This is a genomic window from Pseudomonas sp. SWRI154 (genome assembly GCF_014268645.1).
In the GTDB taxonomy this organism is placed as follows: domain Bacteria; phylum Pseudomonadota; class Gammaproteobacteria; order Pseudomonadales; family Pseudomonadaceae; genus Aquipseudomonas; species Aquipseudomonas marvdashtae.
On sequence record NZ_JABWQW010000014.1, the window covers coordinates 113,141 to 138,875 of the forward strand.

Sequence of the window (25,735 nt, forward strand, 5' to 3'; positions counted from 1 at the left end):
GGAGGCTCATGACGCGCTGAAGAAGTGAACGTGGGAAGTGAACGAACAGACCACTGCGGGAGCAAGCCTGCTCCCGCAGTTAGTCGTGCGTCGGGTTAGACCGAAGCGGTCTCGGGCCGGCGTACCTGCGGTTGTTTCCAGGAATCGGCAGCGCTTTCCTCGATGGCTTGCTGGATCGCGCGCTTGCGGTTCTCTTCGGCGCGGCGGCTGAAGTACCAGACCAGGAAAGTCACCAGCGACACCGCCAGCAGGATCAGGCTCGCCACGGCGTTGATTTCCGGTTTCACCCCCAGGCGCACGGCCGAGAAGACTTCCATCGGCAAGGTCGTCGAGCCGGGGCCGGAGACGAAGCTCGCCAGCACCAGGTCGTCGAGGGACAACGCGAAGGACATCATGCCACCCGCCGCCAGTGACGGCGCGATCATCGGGATGGTGATCAGGAAGAACACCTTCCACGGCCGTGCCCCGAGGTCCATCGCCGCTTCTTCGATGGACAGGTCCAGCTCACGCAAGCGCGCCGAGACCACCACGGCCACATAAGCCGCGCAGAACGTCGTGTGGGCGATCCAGATCGTGACGATGCCACGTTCCTGCGGCCAGCCGATCATCTGCGCCATCGCCACGAACAGCAGCAACAGCGACAGACCGGTGATCACTTCCGGCATCACCAGCGGCGCGGTGACCAAGCCACCGAACAGCGTGCGTCCCTTGAAGTGGGTGATGCGGGTCAGCACGAAGGCCGCCAGCGTACCGAGGGCCACCGCGGCAATCGCTGTGTAGCAGGCGATCTCCAGCGAGCGCACCACCGAGCCCATCAACTGGCTGTTGTCCAGCAGGCCCGCGTACCACTTGATCGACCAACCGCCCCACACCGTCACCAGTTTCGAGGCGTTGAACGAGAAGATCACCAGGATCAGCATCGGCGCATAGATGAACAGCAAACCCAGCACCAGCATCAGGCTTGAAAAACGGAAGCGCTTCATTCCTTGCCCTCCATTTCTTTGGCCTGGCTACGGTTGAACAAGATGATGGGCACGATCAGGATCGCCAGCATCACCACCGCCAGGGCGGACGCCACCGGCCAGTCACGGTTGTTGAAGAATTCCTGCCACAGCACTTTACCGATCATCAGGGTTTCCGGGCCGCCCAGCAGTTCCGGGATCACGAACTCGCCCACTACCGGGATGAAGACCAGCATGCAGCCGGCGACGATGCCGTTCTTGGACAGCGGCACGGTGATTTTCCAGAAGCTGTTGAACGTACTCGAGCCCAGGTCGGACGCGGCTTCCAGCAGACTCGTGTCATGTTTGACCAGGTTGGCGTACAGCGGCAGGATCATGAACGGCAAATAGGAATAGACGACGCCTATGTACACCGCCAGGTTGGTGTTGAGGATCTGCAAGGGTTCGCTGATCCAGCCCATGCTCATCAGGAAGCCATTGAGCAAACCGTTGTTGCTGAGGATGCCCATCCACGCGTAGACGCGGATCAGGATCGCGGTCCAGGTCGGCATCATGATCAGCAACACCAACACCGTCTGCATCTCTTTACGGGCGTTGGCGATGGCATAGGCCATCGGGTAGCCGATCAACAGGCACAGCACCGTGCTGATCAGGGCCATTTTCAGCGAACCGAGGTAGGCGGCGATGTACAGCTCGTCCTCGCTGAGCATCACATAATTGCCGAGGTTGAGCAGCACCTGCAGCTTCTGGTCGATGTAGCTGTAGATCTCGGTGTACGGCGGGATGGCGACATCGGCTTCGGCGAAACTGATCTTCAATACGATGAAGAACGGCAACATGAAGAACAGGAACAGCCAGATGAAGGGCACCCCGATGACCAATTGACGGCCACCGGGCGTTATTCGGGCGAGTCGGCGTTTGAGTTTGCGCATGTTCATGAGCGAAGCACCACGCCGCTGTCGTCTTCCCACCAGACGAACACCTGGTCGCCCCAGGTCGGACGCTGGCCCCGCCGCTCGGCGTTGGCGACGAACGACTGCACCAGTTTGCCGCTCGGCAATTCGACGTAGAACACCGAGTGACCGCCCAGGTAGGCGATGTCATGGACCTTGCCGCTGGACCAGTTGTGCTCGCAGGTGGGTTGCTCGGAGGTGACCAACAGTTTTTCCGGGCGGATGGCGTAGGTCACGGACTTGTCCTGCACCGAGGTGCTGATGCCGTGGCCCACGTAGATGTTGCGGTCCAGGTCTTTGCAGGTCAGCACAGCATGGCCCTCGGCATCTTCCACCACTTCGGTCTCGAAGATGTTGACGTTGCCGATGAACTCGCAGACCAGCCGGCTGGTCGGGGTCTCGTAGATGTCGATCGGGCTGCCGATCTGGGCGATCCAGCCCAGGTGCATGATCGCGATGCGCTCGGCCATGGTCATGGCCTCTTCCTGGTCGTGAGTCACCATGACGCAAGTCACGCCCACGCGCTCGATGATCTCCACCAGCTCAAGCTGCATTTGCGAGCGCAGTTTCTTGTCCAGGGCGCCCATCGGCTCGTCGAGCAATAGAAGTTTCGGTCGCTTGGCCAAGGAACGGGCCAGAGCCACGCGCTGGCGTTGGCCACCGGAGAGCTGGTGCGGCTTGCGCTTGGCATACTGGCTCATCTGCACCAGCTTGAGCATCTCGGCCACGCGAGCGTCGATCTCGGCTTTCGGGATCTTGTCCTGTTGCAGGCCGAAGGCGATGTTCTGCGCCACGGTAATGTGCGGGAACAACGCGTAGGACTGGAACATCATGTTGATCGGCCGCTCATAGGGCGGCATGTCGGTGATGTCCACGCCATCGAGGAAAATCCGCCCCTCCGTGGGCCGCTCGAAACCTGCCAGCATGCGCAGCAAGGTGGATTTGCCCGATCCCGAACCGCCGAGCAAGGCGAAAATTTCGCCTTTCTTGATTTCCAGGGACACGTCGTCCACGGCAATCGTCTCGTCGAACTTTTTCGTGACCCGGTCGATTTTGACCAACACCTGCTTGGGTGTCTGGTCGCCCTCGAGGGCTTTCTTATAGGCGCCGGAGGCAACTGCCATTTACGAAACTCCCACAGAATTTGCAGCCCGCCCCATGCGGACGAGCTTGGAATAGTTAGAGCGCTGAACGCTATTTACCCGACTTGACCTTGGTCCAGCTGCGGGTCATGAGTCGTTGGATCTTGGGCGGCAACTCGGAGTTGACGTAGAGCTTGTCGACGACCGCTTGCGGTGGATAGACCGCCTCGTCGGTGCGTACTTCCTGGTTCATCATTTCACCCGCCTTGGGGTTCGGGTTGGCGTAGCCGACGTAGTCGCTGACCTGGGCGATGACCTCAGGCTTGAGCAGGTAGTTGATGAATGCGTGGGCCTCCTTGACGTTGGTGGCGTCGCGCGGGATCGCCAACATGTCGAACCAGAGGTTGCCGCCTTCCTTGGGAATCACGTAGGCGATATCGACGCCCTTGCCGGCCTCGCTGGCACGTTCGCGGGCCTGGAAAATGTCGCCGGAGAAGCCGGCGGCCACGCAGATCTCGCCGTTGGCCAGATCGGAGATGTACTTGGAAGAATTGAAATAGGTCACGTAAGGCCGGATCTTGAGCAGCTGGGCCTCGGCCTTCTTGTAGTCATCCGGGTTCTGGCTGTTGGGATCCAGGCCCAGGTAGTTGAGCATCGCCGGGATCATCTCATCGCCCGAGTCGAGGAACGACACACCGCAACTGGACAGCTTCTTGATGTTTTCCGGCTCGAACAGCATGGCCCACGAGTCGATCTTTTCGACGCCCAATACTGCCTTGACCTTCTCGACGTTATAGCCGATGCCGTTGGTGCCCCACAGGTAAGGCACGGCGTACTGGTTACCCGGGTCGTTCTTGTCCAGGCGCTTGAGCAGCGCTGGGTCGAGGTTGGCATAGTTGGGCAACTGTGCCTTGTCGAGCTTCTGGAATGCCCCGGCCTTGATCTGCTTGCCGAGGAAGTGGTTGGACGGCACCACCACGTCGTAACCGGTACGACCGGCCAGCAACTTGCCTTCCAGGGTTTCGTTGGAATCGAACACGTCGTAGACCGGCTTGATCCCGGTAGCTTTCTCGAAATCCGCCAGGGTGGATTCGCCGATGTAGTCCGACCAGTTATAAATATGCACGGTGGAAGCCGCCTGGACACTGACAGCGAGCGTCAGGCCGGCACCGACCAGCAAGGCGTTGCGTAACAAAGAAAAGACAGGCACGTGGAGGTCCTCTTAAATAGTTGGGCCCAAGTTGCCCCCGTTACCGGACCACGATGTGCCCTGCAACAAAACCGGCGCGCAACTTACCCTCGATAAACCGATCCAGCAAAACTTTTAATTATTTAATTGCTCCCGTTGCCGCCGTCGCGATGACCGCGACAACGGGAGACTGCTTCAAGCCGGCTTATTTACCGGATTTGATCTTGGTCCAGCTGCGGGTCAGCAGCCGTTGGGTCGCCGACGGCAGGTCAGCGATTGCGTACAGCTTGGCCTTCACTTCGTCCGATGGATAAATGCTCGGGTCACCCGAGATTTCCTTGTCCACCAAAGGCGTAGCCGCCTTGTTGCCGTTCGGGAAACGCACGTTGTCGGTGATTTCCGCCATGATTTCCGGCTGCATGATGAAGTTCATCCACTTATAAGCGGCCTCGACGTTTTCGGCATCCTTGGGAATGGCGACCATGTCGTAGAACGAACCGGCACCTTCCTTCGGAATGGTGTAGGCCACTTTCACCTTGCCACCCGCTTCGGCAGCACGGCTCTTGGATTGTTCGATATCACCCGAGTAGCCCACGGCGACGCAGATGTTGCCGTTGGCCAGGTCCGAAATGTACTTGGACGAGTGGAAGTAACCGATCGACGGACGCAGCTTGAGGAACAGCGCTTCGGCCTCGGCCAGTTGCTTCTTGTCCTGGCTGTCGGTCGGGTAGCCCAGGTAATGCAGCGCCACCGGAATCATTTCGGTCGGCGAATCGAGGAAGCTCACACCGCAGCCCTTGAGCTTGGCGATGTTCTCGGGCTTGAGCAGGGTGTCCCAGGAATCGATCTTGTCGACACCCAGTGCAGCCTTGACCTTCTCCGGGTTGTAACCGATGCCGATGGTGCCCCACATGTAGGGAAAGGCATGCTTGTTGCCTTGGTCGCTGGCATCGCCAACGGCCTTGAGCAGGTCAGTGTCGAGGTTCTTCCAGTTAGGCAGCTTGGACTTGTCCAGCTCCTGGTAGACGCCGGCCTTGATCTGCTTGGCCAGGAAATTGTTCGACGGCACCACTACGTCATAGCCGGACTTGCCCGCCAGCAGCTTGGCCTCAAGCGTCTCGTTGCTGTCGAAGACGTCGTAGACGACTTTGATCCCCGTTTCCTTCTCGAACTTGGCGACGGTGTCCGGCGCAATGTAGTCGGACCAGTTATAGACGTGCAGCACTTTATCTTCCGCCTGGACGGCGCCCGCCATCACGCCCATCAGGGACATGGCGAGGAGGGTCTTGCCAGCTATCTTCATACCTAATGTCTTCATGCCTAATGCCTTCATGAAAAAGTGCTCCAGTTATTCTTCTTAGCCACAGTTCAGCAGCCAGCTCGCAGGCAACTTGAACAGCCGGTAGTCTGGCAAGTTACAGGCCAGGCTTTCAACACAAGCCCAGCCTTTTGTTCACGCTGGGCGAGGCCCTTGCCGGCACCTCGCTCAGAGCCTAGCACTTAGCCCTGCAAAGCACTGAGGGTCAGGTCCAGGCATTGCCGCGCCTTGGCCACCAGCTCATCGATCTCGGCCTTGCTGATCACCAGCGGCGGAGCAATGATCATGGTGTCGCCCACCGCGCGCATGATGAGCCCGTTATCGAAGCAGAACTGCCGGCAGATCATGCCCACGCCCTTGCCTTCGTAGCGTTTGCGCGTGGCCTTGTCCTGGACCAGTTCGATCGCCCCCAGCAAACCGACGCCGCGTACTTCACCTACCAGCGGATGATCGTTCAGTTCCCGCAAACGCTTCTGCAAATAGGGTGCCGTTTCGCTGTGGACGCGCTCGATGATCTTCTCGTCGCGCAGGATGCGGATGTTTTCCAAGGCCACCGCCGCGGCCACCGGGTGACCCGAGTAGGTGAACCCGTGGTTGAAGTCGCCGCCTTCGTTGAGCACCGCGACCACGTCGTCGCGAACGATCAGGCCGCCCATGGGGATGTATCCCGAGGTCAGGCCCTTGGCGATGGTCATCATGTGCGGTTTCAACCCGTAATGGTCGGTACCGAACCACTCACCGGTGCGCCCGAAACCACAGATCACTTCGTCGGCCACGAACAGGATGTCGTACTTGGCGAGGATTTCCTTCATGCGCGGCCAGTAGCTGTCCGGCGGAACGATCACGCCGCCGGCGCCCTGGATCGGCTCGGCAATAAAGGCGCCGACATTGTCCACGCCGATCTCGAGGATCTTTTCTTCCAGTTGGTTGGCGGCCCAGATGCCGAACGCTTCGGGGCTCATGTCGCCACCTTCGCCGAACCAGTATGGCTGGGCGATGTGGACGATGCCGGGGATCGGCAGGTCGCCCTGCTCGTGCATGTAAGTCATGCCGCCCAGGCTCGCGCCGGCCACGGTCGAGCCGTGATAGCCATTCTTGCGGCTGATGATGACTTTCTTGTTCGGCTGGCCCTTGATCGCCCAGTAGTGGCGGACCATGCGCAACATGGTGTCGTTGCCTTCGGAGCCGGAGCCGGTGAAGAACACGTGGTTCATGCCTTCCGGGGCGATGTCGGCGATGGCCTTCGACAGTTCCAGTACCGGCGGGTGGGCGGTCTGGAAAAACAGGTTGTAATAGGGCAGTTCGCGCATCTGTTGGCTGGCGGCGTCCGCCAGTTCATCGCGACCGTAGCCGACGGCCACGCACCAGAGGCCGGCCATGCCGTCAAGAATCTTGTTGCCTTCGCTGTCCCAGAGATACACGCCCTTGGCGTGGGTGATGATGCGCGGGCCTTTCTCTTTGAGCTGCTTGAAGTCGCTGAACGGTGCCAGGTGATGCTCGCTGCTCAGGGCCTGCCATTCACGGGTTTGCGGATTGTTGCGGGTCATGCGAATTCTCCTTTTATTCCATTGGGGCGGGGCCCATGGCAGCCCCGCCCGGCGCATCAGACGGCAAAGAGCAGGAATTCCCGCTCCCACGAACTGATGACGCGCTTGAAGTTTTCATGCTCGGCCCGCTTGACCGCGACGTAGCCCGTGATGAATTTCTTGCCCAGGTACTTCTCGATGGTGGTGCTGTTTTCCATGCGCTCCAAGGCATCTTCGATGGTCAGCGGCAGGCGCAGGTTGCGGCGCTCGTAGCCGCGGCCCACCACCGGCGCGCTCGGGTTGATGCCTTCGACCATGCCGATGTAGCCGCACAGCAGGCTCGCGGCAATCGCCAGGTACGGGTTGGCGTCGGCGCCCGGCAAGCGGTTTTCCACCCGACGGTTCTGCGGCCCGGCATCCGGCACGCGCAGGCCCACGGTGCGGTTCTCTTCACCCCATTCCACGTTCACCGGCGCCGAGGTGTCGGGCAGGAAGCGGCGGAACGAATTGACGTTCGGCGCGAACAGCGGCAACAGCTCGGGGATGAACTTCTGCAAGCCACCGATGTGGTTCAGGAACAGTTCGCTCATGGTTCCGTCTTCATTGGAAAAGACGTTCTTGCCAGTGTCCTTGTCGATGATGCTCTGGTGCAGGTGCATGGCGCTGCCCGGCTCGCCGGTCATGGGCTTGGCCATGAAGGTGGCGGCCACGTCGTGCTTGAGCGCCGCTTCGCGCATGGTGCGCTTGAACACCAGGATCTGGTCGGCCAGGGACAGCGCGTCGCCGTGACGGAAGTTGATTTCCATCTGCGCGGTGCCGTCCTCGTGAATCAGGGTGTCGAGGTCAAGTTCCTGCAACTCGCACCAGTCGTAGACGTCTTCGAACAGCGGGTCGAATTCGTTGGCGGCTTCGATGGAGAACGACTGGCGACCGGTTTCCGGTCGGCCGGAGCGGCCAATCGGCGGTTGCAGAGGAAAATCGGGGTCGTCGCTGCGCTTGGTCAGGTAGAACTCCATTTCCGGCGCGACAATCGGCTGCCAGCCCTTGTCCGCATAGAGCTTGAGCACCTTCTTGAGCACGTTGCGCGGTGACAGCTCAATGGGGTTGCCTTGCTTGTCGTAGGAGTCATGGATGACCTGGGCGGTGGGCTCGATGGCCCAGGGCACAAGGAACACGGCGTTCTCATCCGGGCGACAGATCATGTCGATATCGGCCGGGTCGAGCAGTTCGTAATAGATGTCGTCTTCGACATAGTCGCCCGTCACGGTCTGGAGCAGAACGCTCTCGGGCAGGCGCATGCCTTTTTCGGCAATGAACTTGTTGGTCGGCGAGATCTTGCCCCGGGTAATGCCGGTGAGGTCGCCAATCATGCATTCGACTTCTGTGATCTTGTGGTCTTTCAACCAATCGGTGAGCTGGTCGAGGTTGTTACTCATAAATGCCTCTAGGCGTGAGTTTCCTGGCTGCTATTAGTAGTCAGGCGTTGTTTGACGCATCGGCGTCGCGTTGTGTTGCCCTTGCTCGGCAGGCATCGCCAAATGCCTGGAAAATCGCAAGGTAGTACGGATTAGCGCCTACCGCCCATTCAGGATGCCATTGCACACCCAAAGCAAAAGTCTTGCCTTGTGCAACCGAGAGCGCCTCGATCAGGCCATCCGGCGCCAATGCTTCGGCCCGCAGCCCTGGGGCCAAACGTTCGATGCCCTGGCTGTGGATCGAGTTGACGTCGATCATCGGCGGCAAGCCCAGGCCCGCGAGAACGCCGCCGGGCTGGATATGCACAGCATGGGCAGGACCATACTGGACCTCAACTGGCTGGGTGTCGTCTTCACGATGATCGATAAAGGTTCCGACTTCATGAACTTTCTGATGCAGGCTGCCGCCAAAGGCAACGTTCATTTCCTGGAAACCGCGGCAGATGCCGAGCACCGGAACACCCGCATCGACAGCGGCACGGATCAACGGCAGGGTGATGGCGTCCCGTGCAGGATCATGAGCAGTGCCTGGCGCGCTGGCCGGGCCCTGATAGTGAAAAGGTTCTACATTGGAAGGGGAGCCGGTAAAGAGAATACCGTCCAGGGCGTCCAGAATATCGGACGGTGAAAACAGGTCTGCCATTGAGGGGATCAGCACGGGCAGGCCCTTGGCGGCCGTTGCCACGGCCCGGGCATATTTGTCGCCGGTGGTGTGATACGCATGCAGACCAATCTGCTTGGAACAGGTGGTGACGCCGATTAACGGCAGGCGAGACATGAAGCACCCCGGTATTATTGCTGTTATGGGTTTGAATCGAGCTTAGCCTTGTTCATTTTTTTACACAACACCCCCGTAAAAAATACAACACGGCCCGCTCAAGCCTGCGGACGGCAAGCCGCTTGAAGGGCAAAAAACGCCCCAAATTGCCCCAAAAAACCCCTGCTGGTGCTTTTTTAGGGCAAAAAAGGCCCCGCTTGACTTCGGCATGCCGTTCGGGTTGACTGGCTTTCAAAGCAATCAATGATTGATATTTTTAACAACAAAGGTGTTGCATCATGTCGGTACCCCCGCGTGCCGTTCAGCTTAACGAAGCGAACGCGTTCCTTAAGGAACATCCTGAGGTTCTGTACGTTGACCTTCTGATTGCGGATATGAATGGTGTGGTGCGCGGCAAGCGCATCGAACGCACCAGCCTCCACAAGGTTTACGAGAAAGGCATCAACCTGCCGGCCTCTTTATTTGCCCTGGATATCAATGGCTCTACGGTGGAAAGCACCGGCCTGGGCCTGGACATCGGCGATGCCGACCGGATCTGTTATCCAATCCCTGACACCCTGTGCAACGAGCCCTGGCAGAAGCGCCCGACTGCGCAACTGTTGATGACCATGCACGAGCTCGAAGGCGAACCTTTCTTCGCCGACCCGCGTGAAGTGCTGCGCCAGGTCGTGACCAAGTTCGATGAGATGGGCCTGACCATCTGCGCGGCGTTCGAGCTGGAGTTCTACCTGATCGACCAGGAGAACGTGAATGGCCGTCCGCAACCGCCTCGCTCGCCGATCTCCGGCAAACGCCCACATTCGACCCAGGTCTACCTGATCGACGACCTCGACGAATACGTCGATTGCCTCCAGGACATTCTCGAAGGTGCCAAGGAGCAAGGCATTCCCGCCGATGCCATCGTCAAGGAAAGTGCCCCGGCGCAGTTCGAAGTGAACCTGCACCACGTCGCCGACCCGATCAAGGCCTGCGACTACGCAGTCCTGCTCAAGCGCCTGATCAAGAACATCGCCTACGACCATGAAATGGACACCACCTTCATGGCCAAGCCGTATCCGGGCCAGGCGGGCAACGGCCTGCACGTCCACATCTCGATCCTGGACAAAGAAGGCAACAATATCTTTGCCAGCGAGGATCCCGAGCAGAACGCCGCGCTGCGTCACGCGATCGGCGGTGTGCTCGAGACCCTGCCCGCGCAGATGGCTTTCCTCTGCCCGAACGTCAACTCCTACCGTCGTTTCGGAGCACAGTTCTATGTGCCGAACTCGCCGACCTGGGGCCTGGACAACCGCACCGTGGCCCTGCGCGTACCCACCGGTTCCTCCGATGCCGTGCGCCTGGAACACCGTGTCGCCGGCGCCGACGCCAACCCTTATCTGCTGATGGCCGCGGTATTGGCGGGCGTGCACCATGGCCTGGTCAACAAGATCGAGCCCGGCGCGCCGGTGGAAGGCAACAGCTACGAGCAGAACGAGCAAAGCCTGCCGAACAACTTGCGCGATGCCCTGCGCGAGCTGGACGACAGCGAAGTCATGGCCAGGTACATCGATCCGAAATACATCGATATCTTCGTGGCCTGCAAGGAAAGCGAGCTGGAGGAATTCGAACACTCCATCTCCGACCTTGAGTACAACTGGTACTTGCATACCGTGTAAGTGGTTGCAGTAGAAAAAACGCCGCAGGCCTCCAGGACTGCGGCGTTTTTTTTGCCGTTCCCGTGGCGAGGGAGCTTGCTCCCGCTGGGCTGCGCAGCGGCCCCGGCTTTTTGCGATTGCTGCGCAATCGAGCGGGAGCAAGCTCCCTAGCCACAAATAATCCTTTCAGCACAACATATGGACCATCCGCGCGCTCTGCGTACAATGCCCGGCAGCCCCGCAGGAGACCTCCATGACGCGCATCGCCACCCCACGCAAACCTCGCGCCCGCAGCCAGGCCCGGATCGACTCGATTCTCGACGCCGCCCGTGCGCTGCTCGCCGCCGAAGGCGTGGCCAGCCTGTCGATCTACAGCGTCGCCGAGCGCGCCGGGATCCCGCCCTCCTCCGTGTATCACTTCTTCGCCAGCGTCCCGGCCCTGCTCGAAGCCCTGACCGCCGATGTACACGCGGCCTTCCGCGCCTGCCTGCAAGCGCCGATCGACCACGCCGCGCTGAACCACTGGCACGACCTGTCGCGGCTGGTGGAACAACGGATGCTGATGATCTACAGCGACGACGCCGCCGCGCGGCAGTTGATCCTGGCCCAGCACGGCCTGACCGAAGTCACCCAGGCCGACCGTCAGCACGATCTCGAGCTGAGCGACTTGATGCATAAGCTTTTCGACCGCCACTTCGCGTTGCCGGCCCTGCCCGACGACGTCGATGTGTTCGCCTTGGCGATGGAATTGGGCGACCGCGTCTATGCCCGCTCGGTGCAGCAACACGGGCAGATCACCCCGCGCATGGCCGAGGAAGGCATGCGCGTGTTCGATGCGTACCTGGGGCTGTATCTGCCACCGTATCTACCCAAGCGCGAAGCCCTCTGATCCATAGCGAGGGAGCTTGCTCCCACTTCATCGATCCGACGCCTCGGGCGCAGCAGCCCCCCCTTCCAACCCCAACAAAGCGCGTTGTTCAGGCCGCCTAAATCAGTGACCGATGTAACGATACCGAAGTAGCCTGAAACAAAATGTCTCCAGCCGTTGTTTGACTTCAACCTGTAAAAAACTTACTTTCGCTCCGCTTTTTAGTCCACACAGGAGTCCAGTCTTGGACAGTTACCCCAGTCGATCCCGACAGGCTAAAGCGGCAAGCTAGTCCAGCAGAGTCCCTCTCTGCCACTTTCCTGCCGTCTTACGGCGGATAGTGGTATTTCGCTCCCGATCCGGGATTCGAACCTCCTTCCCCTATGAGTTCCCCTCAGTGCCCGCACGTAAGTGCTTAGCGCATCTGTGGTTTTCGCTCATGCCTGCGCGATCCATCCCCTATAACGCTGTTCGCCATGCGAACAATTGTCGGAATGGAAGTGAAATATGGATTGGAAGATTTTTTTCCTGCGCGTGACCGTCGCGCTCGCTCTAGGCGCCCTGGTTGGCGCCGAACGTCAACTTCGCCAACGCCTGGCCGGACTGCGCACCAACGCCCTGGTTTCGACCGGCGCAGCCTTGTTCGTCATGGTGTCGCTGCTGACCTCCAACGGCGATAGCTCGGGCGCCGCACGGATCGCTGCTCAAGTCGTTTCCGGCATCGGTTTTCTGGGCGCCGGTGTGATCATGCGCGAAGGTCTCAATGTCCGCGGTCTTAATACCGCTGCCACACTCTGGTGCTCCGCTGCGATAGGCATATTGTCGGGCATGGGACATATGTTGGAAGCCGCCATAGGCACCTTGGTAGTGCTCTGCGCCAACATCCTGCTGCGCGAAGCTGCTCAGCGTATCAATCGTCAGGGCGCCGCGGCAGCCGTGGAAGTTGATCAGCGCTTTACCTTCAACATTGTCTGCCGGGCCGAGGATGAAGTGCATGTACGCACATTGGTCCTTCACGGTTTGAGCGGAAGCGCACTACGCCTGCAATCACTGCACAGCGAAGACTTGGCCAACCCGGACAAACTCGAAGTGCGCGCAGAACTTGTTGGCACGCCCGCGAGCCCAGCCCAACTGGAACAACTGGCTAGTCGGGTGAGCCTGGAGAAAGGCGTGAGCTCCGTACGCTGGCAGTTGCTCAATAGCAATTTACAAGACGAATAATTGCGCTGCCAATTACATATGTTCCGTTTTGCATTCATCGGAGAGGCCATGACTCGCTCTCCGCTATTTCTTCTTTGCCCTTTCGTAGAGACGACCCCAGGAGCTTGCCATGAAAAAGAAGGCGTCAAACCATAACAGCCTTGAGAACGAAGTAATCATTGCGGTGGTTGCTTTGTACCTGCTGATCGCAATCACCATGATATCGGTGCATTACATGCAACCGCCTGATCAAGAAACCACAACATCATCAACCTCGCCCTCCCATAGCGAACTCAACCCAGCATCCAAATAGAGTATTGCTTGTAAGACCCGCCCACGAGGTAACTAGACATGATCCGCAGCATTATCAAAAATCAAGAATGTTTTTCTATTGTCCAAGGGCTGCCTGAGCCCGGGCAAGACCACAACCTGGTTTGGCTTGAAGTACATACACCAACAGTCGAAGAGGGGACGATTTTGCAACAACGTTTTGGTATTGAAACCGCCAAGAAAAATAGCAATGTCGTTGAGGATGGGCAGTTTCTATATATGCGCTCGAGATTGCTTGCACTGGATGACAACGGGGCTCCACATTTTGGAGGCGTGACTTTCGCCCTGGGCGAGCAGTTGGTCGCGATTATTTGCGACGACGCGAACTTTCAATCCTTTGATATAGCCCTACAACGCTTGCGCCGTAAACCTGCCAATGGGCAAAGCCCGAAAGCTATAATGCGATCACTGCTGCAAATAGCCAATGACCGTGCTGACGAACTGGTCGACCAAATTGCCGAAGAGTTGGAAAAGAGGGCCGAAGATATTTCCGAAATATCTGATGGCTATAACGCCAACGGCATGGAACTGGGAGTACCAGACTTGATCGAAACGATGCGTGCACTCAACGCCAAGGAAGAGCTGATTGCTCTTTGCATTGAGACACAACTATCCCTTGCGCGGACAGTGCGATATCTAAGCAGCGAGATAGACAGCACCAACGAAGCCGATTTGCAGGGTCTGGTGAATGAGCTCGCTTTCGATGTCGCCGGGGTCAAGGAACATGCCTACTTCGAACACCAAAAAGTCCAATACTTGCAAAAATCCGTGACGAACATCCTCAACATAAAACAGAACCAGATCGTCAAGGTATTCACCATTATTACCGCCGTTTTCCTGCCGCCCACCTTGGTTGGCACGTTCTACGGCATGAACTTTGCGGTGATGCCAGAACTTTCGTGGGAACACGGATTCGTCTACTCGATGGGACTGACACTCTCGGCTGCGGTTCTCCCACTCATATATATCAAACGTAAAGGCTGGCTGCGATAAAGCAATATTGAAGCTCATCCCTGCACAATTAAACTAATGTGTAATAAAGCCCCGAAGGGCTCACGCCGTCCGGGGCTGTGGGTGAAGCATTGCTCACAACTTGGCGATAGACACCTCGGTGGATTTGACGAAGGCGATCACCTCACTGCCAATCGCCAGCTCCAACTCTTTGACCGAGCGGGTGGTGATGACCGAGGTAACGATGCCCGAAGCGGTCTGCACGTCGATCTCCGACAACACATCGCCTTCGACGATTTCCTTGATGGTGCCTTTGAACTGGTTGCGTACGTTGATGGCTTTGATAGTCATGTGATTTCTCCTGAGGTCGAAATGAGCTGCAAGCTTCGAGCTACAAGCTGCAAGTAAAAGCACCGCGCTTCTTCTTGCGGCTTGTAGCTTGCCGCTTGAAGCTGCTTCATTGCGCCCAACGCAACTGCGTGGGCAAGGGTGAAACGGGTTCGGGTTCCGGCGGTTGGCCGGGCAAGGACAACACTCGATTGAGTACTTCGGTTTCCAGGCTCGCCAGCCGGTGGGAGCCGCGAGCACGTGGACGTGGCAGGTCAATGGCCAAGTCGAGGCCGATCTGGCCGTCTTCGATCAGGATCACCCGGTCGGCAATTGCCACCGCTTCACTGACGTCATGGGTCACCAGCAGTACGGTGAAACCGTGTTGCTGCCACAGGCGTTCGATCAACTGCTGCATCTCGATCCGAGTCAGCGCATCGAGCGCGCCCAAGGGCTCATCGAGCAGCAACAGGCGCGGTTGATGGATCAGCGCGCGGGCCAAGGCCACCCGCTGTTTCTGCCCGCCGGACAACGCCGCCGGCCACTCATGGGCGCGATCAGCCAACCCTACGGCCTCCAGCGCCTGCAAGGCTTGCGGCCGCCAGTTGCCTTTGAGCCCAAGGCCAACGTTATCGATGATCTTTTTCCACGGCAGCAGACGCGCCTCCTGGAACATCAGTCGCGTGTCCTGCCGTGCAGCATCCAGCGACGCCGAACCGGCCAACAGCTGGCCGCCCGATGGTTGATCGAGGCCTGCCAGCAATCGCAGCAACGTACTCTTGCCGCAGCCGCTGCGACCGACCACCGCGACGAACTGCCCAGCCGGAACGTGCAAATCAATGTCACGCAGCACTTGGCGCGAGCCAAACGTCTTTTGCAGATTGCGCACCGCCAGCGGAATACCCCGCAGCAGGCGCGGCGGTTGTTGGGCGGTCATGCGACACCTCCCTTGTTCACTTGGTACGCCGGGTGCCAGCGCAGCCAGACCCGTTCGAGGCCACGGGCGGCAAGGTCGGCCAATTTGCCGAGTACGGCGTACAGAAGAATCGCCAGCACCACCACATCGGTCTGCAGGAATTCCCGAGCGTTCATCGCCAGGTAACCGATGCCGGAACTCGCCGAGATGGTTTCCGCCACGATCAGCGTCAGCCACATGAAACCCAGGGCAAACCGCACGCCCACCAGGATCGAAGGCAAGGCGCCCGGCAGGATCACTTGGCGAAACAGACTGAAGCCGGACAAGCCATAGCTGCGCGACATCTCCACCAGTGCCGGATCGACGTTACGGATGCCGTGATAAGTGTTGAGGTAGATGGGGAACAGCGTGCCCAGCGCGACCAGGAAAATCTTCGCTGACTCATCGATGCCGAACCACAGGATCACCAGCGGAATCAGCGCCAGGTGCGGGACGTTCCGGACCATCTGCACGGAGCTGTCCAACAGTCGCTCGCCCCATTTCGACAGGCCGGTGATAAAGCCCAGCGCCAAGCCGAGGCCACCGCCGATCAAAAATCCGACTGCGGCTCGCCAGCCGCTGATTGCCAGGTGCGTCCAGATTTCGCCGCTGCGCACCAGGCTCACTCCGGCTTCGATCACCGCTGACGGCGCCGGCAGGATTCGCGTGGATAACCAGCCCGCCGATACCGACAATTGCCACACCGCCAGCAACAGTAGCGGCACCACCCAGGGCGCGAGGTTGTGGATGATTTTCTTCATGGCCGCCTCAGCTCTGGGACGCGGCTTTGGGCAGGATGTCGTTGGCGACCATTTCACCGAACGGGCTCACGTAGCCCTGGCTCTTCGGCAGCTCGGGACGCTCGACGTCCAGGTGCGGAAACAGCAGCTCCGCCACCCGATAGGATTCTTCCAGATGTGGATAACCAGAGAAGATGAAGGTGTCGATGCCCAGCTCCGCGTACTCCTTGACCCGCGCGGCCACGGTCGGGCCATCGCCCACCAGCGCCGTGCCGGCACCGCCGCGAACCAGGCCGACGCCGGCCCACAGGTTGGGACTGACCTCCAGATTATCGCGCCGACCACCGTGCAGGGCGGCCATGCGCTGCTGACCCACCGAGTCGAAACGCGCCAAGGAGGCCTGGGCGCGGGCGATGGTTTCGTCGTCCAGATGGGAAATCAACCGGTCGGCCGCTCGCCAGGCTTCGGCGTTGGTTTCCCGCACGATCACATGCAGGCGGATGCCGAAGCGCACGGTGCGCCCCAGCTTCGCGGCCTTGGCTCGCACCTGGGCAATCTTCTCCGCGACAGCGGCCGGCGGCTCGCCCCAGGTCAGGACCATTTCCACTTGCTCGGCGGCCAGGTCCTGGGCGGCTTCGGACGAGCCGCCAAAATACAGCGGCGGACGCGGTTGCTGGATCGGCGGATAGAGCAATTTGGCGCCCTTCACACTGATGTGCTCACCGTCGTAGTCCACGGTCTCGCCTTCGAGCACCCGGCGCCAGATGCGGGTGAATTCCACGGACGCCTGATAGCGTTGTTCGTGATCAAGGAACAGCCCATCGCCGGCCAGCTCGTCCGGGTCGCCACCGGTGACCAGGTTGAACAGCGCCCGCCCGCCGGACAATCGGTCGAGGGTCGCGGCCTGCCGCGCCGCTACCGTCGGGGAAATGATCCCGGGGCGCAGGGCAACGAGGAATTTCAGCCGCTGGGTCACGGGGATCAACGAAGCGGCCACCAGCCAGGAGTCTTCGCAGGAACGACCAGTGGGGATCAATACTCCGCCGAAACCCAGCCGATCCGCCGCTTGGGCGATTTGTTGCAGATAACCGTGATCAACAGCGCGAGCGCCTTCAGCGGTGCCAAGGTAATGGCCATCGCCGTGGGTGGGCAGGAACCAGAAAATATTGAGGCTCATGGAGTGGTCTCCTAAGGGATCGAATTACTGCGCGTTCGCAACGGCCGCCGGCGGCGTCCAGATCACGTCCTTGATGCTCAAGGGCTTGGGAATCAATTTGAGCTGGTAGAAGCTGTCGGCGATTTTCTGTTGCGCCGCGACCACTTCCGGCGTGAGAAACAGCGCCCCGTAGCCTTGGCGCTTGACGGAAGTGAGCGTGATGTCGGCAGGCAGGCCGAGCAGCGGCGAGACTTGCTGGGTCACCTCTTCAGGATTGGCCTTGGACCACTCCCCCACCGCGCGCACTTCTTCCACCAGCGTCGTGATCACCTGGGGATTTTTTTGCGCATAGGGTTTGGTGGCCAGGTAGAACTGGTGGTTGTCGACGATACCCTTGCCGTCGCGCAGGGTGCGCGCTTGCAGCTGTTGTTCGGCGGCAGCCTGGTACGGATCCCAGATGACCCAAGCGTCCACGCTGCCGCGTTCGAACGCGGCACGGGCGTCGGCGGGTGGCAGGAAAACCGTCTGGATATCGGTGTACTTGAGGCCGGCATCTTCGAGTGCACGAACCAGCAGGTAATGCACGTTGGAGCCTTTGTTCAGCGCGACTTTCTTGCCTTTGAGGTCCTGCACCGACTGGATGGGCGAACCCTTTGGCACCAGGATCGCCTCGCTGTTTGGCGCCGGGGGCTCGTAAGCGACATAGAGCAGGTCGGCGCCCGCGGCCTGGGCGAACACCGGCGGGGTTTCACCGGTCACGCCAAAATCGATGGAGCCGACGTTCAAGCCTTCAAGCAGCTGCGGGCCGCCGGGGAACTCGGTCCATTGCACATCTACGCCTTGGGCCGCGAGGCGTTTTTCCAACGTGCCCTTGGCCTTGAGCAGCACCAGCGTGCCGTACTTCTGGTAACCGATCCGCAAGGTTTCGGCTTGAGCCTGGGTGATGGCGCCGAAGGACACAGCCGCAGCAAACAGAGCGACCAGCCCGCGACGCAAAATGACAGTGCGCATGGCGCCTCTCCTTTTTGCTGTGGGGTTTTGGCTGCACCTGCTTGGCCGTTGACGGCTGAGTAAGGTGAGTTGAATCAGTGGTGTTTCGGGTTTAAATGCTCCAGCGAGCACTCAGCAAACGTTCATTCAATACATGCGGGTCCAACGGCCTGGGCCGACGGGCCATGGCGCTGAAAAACTGTTCCAGTGCCTCATCCAAGCGCTGTTGCAGGGCCGGGGCCAATTGCGCCTGGGCACTGCCTTCGCCGTAAGCGATCTGACTGTCTTCGGCAAAAATCCCGTGAAGCATCTCCTGGGCCTTGAGCGCTGACAACACCGGCTTGAGGGCGTAATCAACCGCCAGCATGTGGGCGATGCTACCGCCCGTGGCCATGGGCAATACCACTTTATGGGCCAGGGCCCGTTCTGGCAGAAGGTCCAGCACCGTCTTCAATGCGCCGGAAAAAGATGCCTTGTAAACCGGCGTTGCGATCAACAGCCCATCGGCGTTTTCGATCTGGGCGAGCAGGTCCACCACCTTGGGGCTGTCGAAGCGGGCGTGGAGCAAATCTTCGGCCGGAAAATCCCGCACCTGGTAGCTCACCACTTCCACACCCTGCTGCTGCAACCAACGTTGCGAGCGCTCCAACAGCACGCCTGAACGGGAGCGCTGGCTAGGACTGCCACCGAGCGAGACAACCAACATGCCAATCCTTCCTTAAATCTCACTTGCGATTCGCGGTGGGCGATCTCGCTGTATGGGGCAAACCATAACAGCGGATTGATATATCTTTAAATCATATTTATTCATTTGGTTATGCAATTAAGAGATATGCGATTCACTTCCTTGGCGCAATAAAAAAGGCCGTCGAAACGGCCAAAAACCCTTGGTGCACAGGTACTGATCATTTCGGGTTCAAGTGTTGCGTCAGCGATTGGGTTGCGGGGTCAGGCGCAGGTAGGGTTTCACAGCGCGATAGCCCTTGGGAAAGCGTTGCTTGAGTTCGTCTTCATCCTTGAGCGACGGCACGATTACCACTTCGTCGCCGTCCTGCCAGTTCGCCGGCGTGGCAACCTTGTAGTTGTCAGTCAGTTGCAAGGAGTCGATCACGCGCAGGATTTCATTGAAGTTGCGGCCGGTGCTGGCCGGGTAGGTGATAGTCAGCCGAATTTTCTTGTTCGGGTCGATCACGAACAACGAACGCACGGTCAACGTGTCGCTGGCGTTGGGGTGGATCAGGTCGTACAGGTCCGACACCTTGCGGTCGGCATCGGCCAGGATCGGGAAATTGACCACGGCATTCTGAGTTTCGTTGATGTCCTCAATCCACTTGTGGTGCGAGTCCACCGGGTCTACCGAGAGGGCAATGGCCTTGACCCCACGCTTGGCGAATTCGTCCTTGAGCTTGGCGGTCAGGCCCAGCTCGGTGGTGCACACCGGCGTGAAGTCCGCCGGATGGGAAAACAGCACACCCCAGCTGTCGCCAAGCCATTCGTGGAAGCGAATATTGCCGGCACTGGAATCCTGTTCGAAATCGGGGGCGATGTCGCCAAGTCTGAGGCTCATGGTTCGGCTCCTGGTTGGTTTTGTGAGCCCAACTGTGCACCGGTTTTGATTTTTTGAAAAAGAATGAATACCCATTTATTTATACTCTTAGTGAATATAAAAAACTGTTCACTGGCGCGATTGCGCATAGCAGTCGAAGATCACTCCGAGGTTCGAGAAGGCCTCGAGTTGCTGAAAAGAGGAGAAAGTTCGGGGAAGGCTACAGGGGTGGGCCAGACCCGAAACGCAAAAGCCCCGCCCGGCGTGTTGCCGGGCGGTTTTTTTTGTTTTGTAGCCATAGTACGGAAATTGTTGACGTGGTTTCAGGGCGAGCGGCTAGGATAGGCGGCATGAACACTCAAGCCTTGCTGACCCATTTGCAAAAACACTTGTCTGGCTTACTGGCTGTGTACCTGTTCGGCAGTCATGCCCATGGGACCGCCGGCCCTGAGAGTGATGTGGATTTGGCCGTGCTCGTGTCCGGCGAGATCGACCCTGTGTCGTTATGGCAGCTTTCAGGGGACTTGGCCGATATAGCGGGCAGGCCGGTTGATCTGATTGATCTAAGGGCTGCGACGACCGTCATGCAATACCAGATTGTTACCCGAGGTCAGAGACTTTGGGCCCGCGATGTGCAGGCTGGGTTGTTCGAAAGCTTTATCCTCAGCGAAAAAACCACCTTCGACGAGGCTCGGGCAGGCTTGCTCAAGGATATTCAGGAAGAAGGCAGCGTGTATGGCCGATGACGTACTGATCAACAAGGCAGCGAGCATCGAGCGTTGCGTCGCCAGGGTGCGGGAAGAATACGAGAAAGATCCCGCCACCTTCGCCACCGATTTCACTCGCCAGGACTCGGCGGTCCTGAACATCCAGCGTGCATGTGAAGCGGCATTGGACATGGGGCAACATTTGATTCGCCGTGAGCGACTGGGTGTCCCACAAAGCGCCAGGGATGTGTTCGAAGTGCTTTTCCAAGGCGGCTGGGTCGAAGAAGGTCTGGTGAAAAACCTGAAGAACATGGTGGGATTCAGAAACATCGCGGTGCATGACTACCAAGCCCTGCAACTGCCGATCCTGGTCGCGATCATTACCGGGCACTTGGACGATTTCCTGGGGTTCAGCGCGTTCATCTTGCGCAAGGACGCGACGCAGTCCGAGGGATAAGGCTCTATCCGGCTCGCTGAGCCAAAAATGCAAAAGCCCCGCCCGGCGTGATGCCGGGCGGGGCTTTTTTACTTCGCTACGTCTTACAGGAAGTTGTAAGTGTAGTTGAAGATCAGGCGGGTCTGGTCACGGTCAGCGCCGGAACCGTTACCGGTACCGCGATAAGAGCCGTGACGCAGAGTGGTGCCGAAACCTTTCAGAGCACCTTGCTGGACGACGTAGTCCAAGCGCATGTCGCGTTCCCACTCGGACGAGTCGCTGCCACCTGCGGTACGGGACTTGATGTCATCGCCACGCAAGTATGCAACTGCAGCCTTAAGACCCGGAACGCCGAGACCAGTGAAGTCGTAGGAGTATTGACCAAACGTGGTGTTCTCACCTGCACGGACGAACTGATGGATCATGCTATCGGTGAACAGGTAGAAGCTTGAACCGCCGGCGCCTTCGTTGCGACCGCTGTCATTGAGCAGGCTGCCCTGCCCCATGTAGACGAAACCGCCGTCATCACCGACTTGCTGGTGACCCAACATGAAGGCACTGCCACCCAGGGAATAGGTGAACATGGCGCTCCAAGTCTTGTTGTCGACCTCGCCCGGATTCTTGGCGTAACCACCGTTGTTGTCGAACTGATAGCCTGCGTCGCCGTTGCGGCCATCCGAGCTGCTGTCGAAGTAACGCAGGTCAGTCTTGAACGACTGGCCTTCGGTGATCGGGAATACATGTACCGCGCCCAGGAAGTGCTGCTTGTAGTAATCCTGCAGGTTGGCGTAGTAGTACTGCAGGGTCAGGTCCTTGGTGACCTTCCAATCAGCACCGGCATAACGGAACTGGTTGCTGTCCTCGGTACCGCCGCTCACGGCCAGGCCGGTGCTGTTGGTACCGGCACGGCCCACGGCGCGCTCCAGTTGACCGGCGTTGAACGTCACGTTGTCCAGATCCTTGGAGGTGATCGTGCCACCTTCGAAGGTTTGCGGCAGCAGACGGCCATCGTTGGCGACCAGGATCGGCAGGTTAGGCTGCAGTGCGCCACCCAGGTGAGCCTCTGTCTTGGAGAACAGCGCCTTCACGTTGGCCGACCCACGGCTCCAGCTGTGTTCCGCAGATCCGTCAGAGTCGCTTGGCGAAAACGAGTTGTTGTCCGGGTGCTGGCCTTTACCACCATCGAGGTGAAGACCGACCATTGCCTGGGCGTCGATACCAAAACCAACGACACCTTGGGTGAAGCCGGATTTGTAATCGAACTTCAGGCCCGTGGCCGCCTCACGCTGGTCACTGGCACCGGTTTCGTGGTTGTCATTGTCAAAATACATGGTGCGAGAACTGACAGACGCCTTGCTGTCTTCGATAAAACCGGCGGCGCCTGCTTGCTGCGCCAAAACCCCAACGGCCACTGCCATGGCCAAGGTGGACTTCTTCATGTTTCGCTCCTCTCGTTTTCTAATTCTTGTGTGTCGTTGGTTCCGGTTCGAACGCCCGGAATCCGCGGATGCGCGATTAGCGCCAGACCGTGACTGGCAAGTCAACCGTAACCCTTTCGGACTACGACCATGGTCTAACCCCGCGACACCGGCCCGAAGAATAATGGATTCTTTATAAATCCAAAAAGAATTGTTTCGACAATTTTCAGCTCGTTTCGACATATGGATGCCATCAAAGCGTCATCAAGCCGTGACAAGGCTTATCGGCGACGTCGAGGATTACTGAATGGTGTTTTATCGGGCATTTGCGAGGTCCGCGAATCCTGGGCGGCGAGATAGGCTCCGACGCCTCCAATGGCGTCGATCAGGATCACGACGGCTCGGCATGCCGCGATCTTGACGTGTTCCAGACTAGCTGCTCATTGTCTGAAATCAAGAAGATCGCGGCCGCGCGCAAGTTTGGGACGATCGGCTACAGGGTTTTTTCGAAGATTTTCGAGTTGCGCTGGTAGTTGTAAAGCGACGCTCGCGCCGCTGGCAGGCGCTCGACGCTACTGGGTTCAAAGCCCCGCTCACGGAACCAGTGGGCGGTTCGGGTCGTGAGTACGAACAGGGTCTTGAGCCCCTGGGCACGGGCCCGGGTTTCGATCCGCTCCAGCAATTCATCGCCCCGGCCACCGTGGCGGTATTCCGGGTTCACCGCCAGGCAAGCCAACTCCCCGGCGTCCGAATCGGCGATCTGGTACAGGGCCGCGCAGGCGATGATCATGCCTTCGCGCTCGACCACGCTGAACTGTTCGATTTCACGCTCCAGCACCTCGCGGGAGCGACGCACCAGGATTCCTTGCTCCTCCAGCGGGCTGATCAGGTCGAGCAAGCCGCCGACGTCCTCGATGGCCGCTTCGCGCACCACTTCAAATTGCTCTTGGGCGACCAGCGTGCCGCTGCCGTCGCGGGTGAACAACTCCGCCAGCAACGCGCCGTTTTCGGCATAACTGACGATATGGCTGCGCGCGACACCGCCACGGCAAGCCTGGGCGGCGGCATCCAGCAGTTCGGCCTGATAGTCGCTGCCCAGGCGCTGCATGTGGGCCGGGACCTGCTGCGGGCGTAACTCGCGAACCAGTCGCCCATCTTCGCCAATCAATCCCTGTTCAGCACCGAACAGCAGCAGCTTGTCGGCCGCCAGATCAATGGCCGCCCGGGTGGCGACGTCTTCGCAGGCCAGATTGAAAATTTCGCCGGTGGGCGAATAGCCCAACGGCGACAGCAGCACGATGGAGCGCTCGTCCAGCAGGCGATTGATGCCCTTGCGGTCGACCCGACGCACCTCGCCGGTGTGGTGATAATCCACCCCTTCAAGCACGCCGATCGGCCGCGCGGTGACCAGGTTGCCGCTGGCGACCCGCAGCCGCGAACCCTGCATCGGCGAGGACGCCATGTCCATGGACAAGCGCGCCTCGATGGCAATGCGCAACTGCCCGACTGCGTCTATGACGCACTCCAGCGTCGCGGCATCGGTGATGCGCATGCCGTGATGATAATGCGGCGTCAGGCCCCGCGCAGCGAGGCGGGCTTCGATCTGCGGGCGCGAACCATGAACCAGCACCAGGCGTACGCCGAGGCTGTGCAGCAGCACCAGGTCATGGACAATGTTGCCGAAGTTGGGATGCTCCACCCCATCGCCGGGCAGCATGACGATGAAGGTGCAATCGCGGTGGGCATTGATATAGGGCGAAGCGTGACGAAGCCAATTGACGTATTCGGGCATGAACCTGGGCCTGTAATAAATAACAGCCGAAATAAAGACGAAGCGGAACGCACAGCGGGCTGGTGGTTATCGTCGGAACAGGCTTGGCGACACGCGCGCTCTCCTCATGAGATGAAATACGGGCCCGCAGGCGGGCAATTTAATCGGCGGTGACCGGCGTCAGGCAGTAATGCCCGATCAACTGGCGCAACAATAGTACGGTAGGTTGCAAACGTGACATTTCAAGGTACTCGCCAGGCTGATGGGCACAGGCAATATCGCCAGGGCCCAACACCAGGGTTTCGCAACCAAGACGCTGAAGATAAGGCGCTTCGGTACCGAATGCCACTGCTTCGGCGCGATAACCGGTGAGCCGTTCGGCGACCCGGACCAATTCCGCATCCTCGGCCTGCTCGAATGGCGGCACTTCGGGGAACAGCGGCGCATAGTCGATCCTGACCTTGTGACGCTCGGCAATCGGATCGAGCTTCTGCTGGATCGCCGCCCGCAGCACTTGCGGGTCCATGCCCGGCAGGGGCCGCAGGTCGAATTCCATGGAGCACTGGCCGCAGATCCGATTGGGGTTGTCGCCGCCATGGATGCAGCCGAAATTCAGGGTCGGCTGTGGCACGCTGAACTGAGGATTACGGAATTCCCGCTGCCATTGCAGGCGCAAACCGCGCAGCTCGCCCATGGCGTCGTGCATCGCTTCGAGGGCGCTATGGCCCAGGCTCGGGTCGGAGGAATGGCCGCTGCGCCCGAGGATGTCGATGCGCTCCATCATCACCCCCTTGTGCAGGCGAATTGGCCTGAGGCCAGTGGGCTCGCCGATCACCGCCGCGCGCCCCAGCGGGCGTCCTGCGTCGGCCAGGGCACGGGCGCCGGCCATGGAGCTTTCTTCGTCGCACGTGGCAAGGATCAGCAACGGTTGCTTGAACGGTTGATCCAGCAAAGGCCTGACCGCTTCGATGGCCAAGGCAAAGAAGCCCTTCATGTCGCAACTGCCCAGGCCCACCCAACGCCCATCGACCTCGGTGAGCTTCAAGGGATCGGTCTGCCACAGCGCGCCATCGAACGGCACCGTGTCGCTGTGCCCGGCCAATACCAACCCGCCAGGGCCGGTGCCGAAACTGGCCAGGAGATTGAACTTGCCGGGGCTGACCTGCTGGATATCACAGGAAAACCCAAGCTCGGTGAGCCAGCCCGCCAACAGCTCGATCACGGCAGCATTGGACTGGTCCAGGGCTGGCTGGGTACAGCTGACCGAAGGCGCGGCGATCAGGGCAGCGAACCGATCTTTCATGGATGGCAAAGGCATCGCTGGCTCCGGGGCATACAAATTTGACGTCCATCATAGAACCATCGGGAGTCAGGAAGGAACCGTCGCGGCGCGGACGACGGACGAGTCCTGTACACTGCACGA

Annotated in this window: 25 protein-coding genes; 7 read left to right on the top strand and 18 right to left on the bottom strand. The window is 59.5% G+C overall.

What is annotated here, in order from left to right; genetic code table 11:
* Nucleotides 1-95: 95 nt before the first annotated feature.
* The 8 genes from HU806_RS14875 to HU806_RS14910 all read right to left on the bottom strand — a co-directional run bounded on the left by HU806_RS14875 (nt 96) and on the right by HU806_RS14910 (nt 9,283).
* Nucleotides 96-983 (bottom strand): ABC transporter permease subunit, encoded by an 888-nt coding sequence (locus HU806_RS14875; RefSeq protein WP_186612104.1) that lies wholly within the window; start codon nt 981-983, stop codon nt 96-98.
* Nucleotides 980-1,900 carry an ABC transporter permease subunit gene (locus HU806_RS14880; protein ID WP_186612105.1) on the bottom strand — a complete coding sequence of 307 codons (921 nt, stop codon included), beginning with the start codon at nt 1,898-1,900 and terminating at the stop codon, nt 980-982. Before HU806_RS14880 ends, HU806_RS14875 begins: the two co-directional genes overlap by 4 nt.
* Nucleotides 1,897-3,039 (bottom strand): ABC transporter ATP-binding protein, encoded by a 1,143-nt coding sequence (locus HU806_RS14885; RefSeq protein ID WP_186612106.1) that lies wholly within the window; start codon nt 3,037-3,039, stop codon nt 1,897-1,899. The genes HU806_RS14880 and HU806_RS14885 overlap by 4 nt, the downstream gene beginning before the upstream one ends.
* A 70-nt stretch (nt 3,040-3,109) precedes the next feature.
* On the bottom strand, nt 3,110-4,207 hold the full coding sequence (locus tag HU806_RS14890) for an extracellular solute-binding protein (RefSeq protein WP_186612107.1): 1,098 nt from the start codon (nt 4,205-4,207) through the stop codon (nt 3,110-3,112).
* Between the two features lie 184 nt (nt 4,208-4,391).
* Complete coding sequence (locus HU806_RS14895) at nt 4,392-5,504, bottom strand: polyamine ABC transporter substrate-binding protein (RefSeq protein WP_186612108.1); 1,113 nt, start codon at nt 5,502-5,504, stop codon at nt 4,392-4,394.
* Nucleotides 5,505-5,686: 182 nt separating this feature from the next.
* Nucleotides 5,687-7,051: an aspartate aminotransferase family protein gene (locus tag HU806_RS14900; protein WP_186612109.1), complete on the bottom strand. Its 1,365-nt coding sequence runs from the start codon at nt 7,049-7,051 to the stop codon at nt 5,687-5,689.
* A gap of 56 nt (nt 7,052-7,107) precedes the next feature.
* Entirely contained in the window at nt 7,108-8,466 is a 1,359-nt protein-coding gene (locus HU806_RS14905; RefSeq protein ID WP_186612110.1) for a glutamine synthetase family protein, read from the bottom strand.
* A gap of 40 nt (nt 8,467-8,506) precedes the next feature.
* On the bottom strand, nt 8,507-9,283 hold the full coding sequence (locus HU806_RS14910) for a gamma-glutamyl-gamma-aminobutyrate hydrolase family protein (RefSeq protein WP_186612111.1): 777 nt from the start codon (nt 9,281-9,283) through the stop codon (nt 8,507-8,509).
* 278 nt (nt 9,284-9,561) lie between these two features.
* Between HU806_RS14910 and HU806_RS14915 the strand changes: the two genes are divergently transcribed.
* From HU806_RS14915 to HU806_RS14935, 5 genes are all read left to right on the top strand, one after another.
* The gene (locus tag HU806_RS14915; protein ID WP_186612112.1) at nt 9,562-10,938 is read left to right on the top strand and encodes a glutamine synthetase family protein; all 1,377 of its coding nucleotides are present in this window, start codon (nt 9,562-9,564) and stop codon (nt 10,936-10,938) included.
* A gap of 232 nt (nt 10,939-11,170) precedes the next feature.
* Nucleotides 11,171-11,806: a TetR/AcrR family transcriptional regulator gene (locus HU806_RS14920; RefSeq protein ID WP_186612113.1), complete on the top strand. Its 636-nt coding sequence runs from the start codon at nt 11,171-11,173 to the stop codon at nt 11,804-11,806.
* A 486-nt stretch (nt 11,807-12,292) separates the two neighbouring features.
* A complete protein-coding gene (locus tag HU806_RS14925) occupies nt 12,293-13,006 on the top strand; it encodes an MgtC/SapB family protein (RefSeq protein WP_186612114.1) in 714 nt (237 codons plus the stop codon).
* Nucleotides 13,007-13,115: 109 nt separating this feature from the next.
* Nucleotides 13,116-13,298, top strand: a complete 183-nt coding sequence (locus HU806_RS14930) for a hypothetical protein (protein WP_186612115.1) — start codon at nt 13,116-13,118, stop codon at nt 13,296-13,298.
* 38 nt (nt 13,299-13,336) lie between these two features.
* Complete coding sequence (locus tag HU806_RS14935) at nt 13,337-14,308, top strand: CorA family divalent cation transporter (RefSeq protein ID WP_186612116.1); 972 nt, start codon at nt 13,337-13,339, stop codon at nt 14,306-14,308.
* 93 nt (nt 14,309-14,401) lie between these two features.
* Here HU806_RS14935 and HU806_RS14940 read toward each other — a convergent pair whose 3' ends face one another.
* The 7 genes from HU806_RS14940 to HU806_RS14970 form a co-directional block, all read right to left on the bottom strand.
* Nucleotides 14,402-14,617: a TOBE domain-containing protein gene (locus HU806_RS14940; protein ID WP_003177394.1), complete on the bottom strand. Its 216-nt coding sequence runs from the start codon at nt 14,615-14,617 to the stop codon at nt 14,402-14,404.
* Nucleotides 14,618-14,723: 106 nt separating this feature from the next.
* Nucleotides 14,724-15,530 carry an aliphatic sulfonates ABC transporter ATP-binding protein gene (gene ssuB / locus HU806_RS14945; RefSeq protein WP_186612117.1) on the bottom strand — a complete coding sequence of 269 codons (807 nt, stop codon included), beginning with the start codon at nt 15,528-15,530 and terminating at the stop codon, nt 14,724-14,726.
* Nucleotides 15,527-16,309, bottom strand: a complete 783-nt coding sequence (gene ssuC, locus HU806_RS14950) for an aliphatic sulfonate ABC transporter permease SsuC (RefSeq protein WP_186612118.1) — start codon at nt 16,307-16,309, stop codon at nt 15,527-15,529. Before ssuC ends, ssuB begins: the two co-directional genes overlap by 4 nt.
* A 7-nt stretch (nt 16,310-16,316) precedes the next feature.
* The gene (gene ssuD, locus HU806_RS14955) at nt 16,317-17,465 is read right to left on the bottom strand and encodes an FMNH2-dependent alkanesulfonate monooxygenase (protein ID WP_186612119.1); all 1,149 of its coding nucleotides are present in this window, start codon (nt 17,463-17,465) and stop codon (nt 16,317-16,319) included.
* Between the two features lie 24 nt (nt 17,466-17,489).
* A complete protein-coding gene (locus tag HU806_RS14960) occupies nt 17,490-18,455 on the bottom strand; it encodes a sulfonate ABC transporter substrate-binding protein (protein WP_186612120.1) in 966 nt (321 codons plus the stop codon).
* Nucleotides 18,456-18,546: 91 nt separating this feature from the next.
* Entirely contained in the window at nt 18,547-19,140 is a 594-nt protein-coding gene (ssuE, locus tag HU806_RS14965) for an NADPH-dependent FMN reductase (RefSeq protein WP_186612121.1), read from the bottom strand.
* Between the two features lie 222 nt (nt 19,141-19,362).
* Nucleotides 19,363-20,001 carry a peroxiredoxin gene (locus tag HU806_RS14970; RefSeq protein WP_186612122.1) on the bottom strand — a complete coding sequence of 213 codons (639 nt, stop codon included), beginning with the start codon at nt 19,999-20,001 and terminating at the stop codon, nt 19,363-19,365.
* Between the two features lie 329 nt (nt 20,002-20,330).
* Here HU806_RS14970 and mntA point away from each other — a divergent pair, with 329 nt between their 5' ends.
* Together mntA and hepT are read left to right on the top strand one after the other, a co-directional pair.
* Entirely contained in the window at nt 20,331-20,726 is a 396-nt protein-coding gene (gene mntA / locus HU806_RS14975; protein WP_186612123.1) for a type VII toxin-antitoxin system MntA family adenylyltransferase antitoxin, read from the top strand.
* On the top strand, nt 20,716-21,144 hold the full coding sequence (gene hepT, locus HU806_RS14980) for a type VII toxin-antitoxin system HepT family RNase toxin (protein WP_186612124.1): 429 nt from the start codon (nt 20,716-20,718) through the stop codon (nt 21,142-21,144). The genes mntA and hepT overlap by 11 nt, the downstream gene beginning before the upstream one ends.
* Before the next feature lie 83 nt (nt 21,145-21,227).
* Here hepT and HU806_RS14985 read toward each other — a convergent pair whose 3' ends face one another.
* From HU806_RS14985 to argE, 3 genes are all read right to left on the bottom strand, one after another.
* Entirely contained in the window at nt 21,228-22,562 is a 1,335-nt protein-coding gene (locus HU806_RS14985; RefSeq protein WP_186612125.1) for an OprD family outer membrane porin, read from the bottom strand.
* Between the two features lie 472 nt (nt 22,563-23,034).
* Nucleotides 23,035-24,333: an amino-acid N-acetyltransferase gene (gene argA, locus HU806_RS14990; RefSeq protein ID WP_186612126.1), complete on the bottom strand. Its 1,299-nt coding sequence runs from the start codon at nt 24,331-24,333 to the stop codon at nt 23,035-23,037.
* 139 nt (nt 24,334-24,472) lie between these two features.
* Nucleotides 24,473-25,630 (bottom strand): acetylornithine deacetylase, encoded by a 1,158-nt coding sequence (gene argE / locus HU806_RS14995; protein WP_186612127.1) that lies wholly within the window; start codon nt 25,628-25,630, stop codon nt 24,473-24,475.
* Nucleotides 25,631-25,735 lie beyond the last annotated feature (105 nt).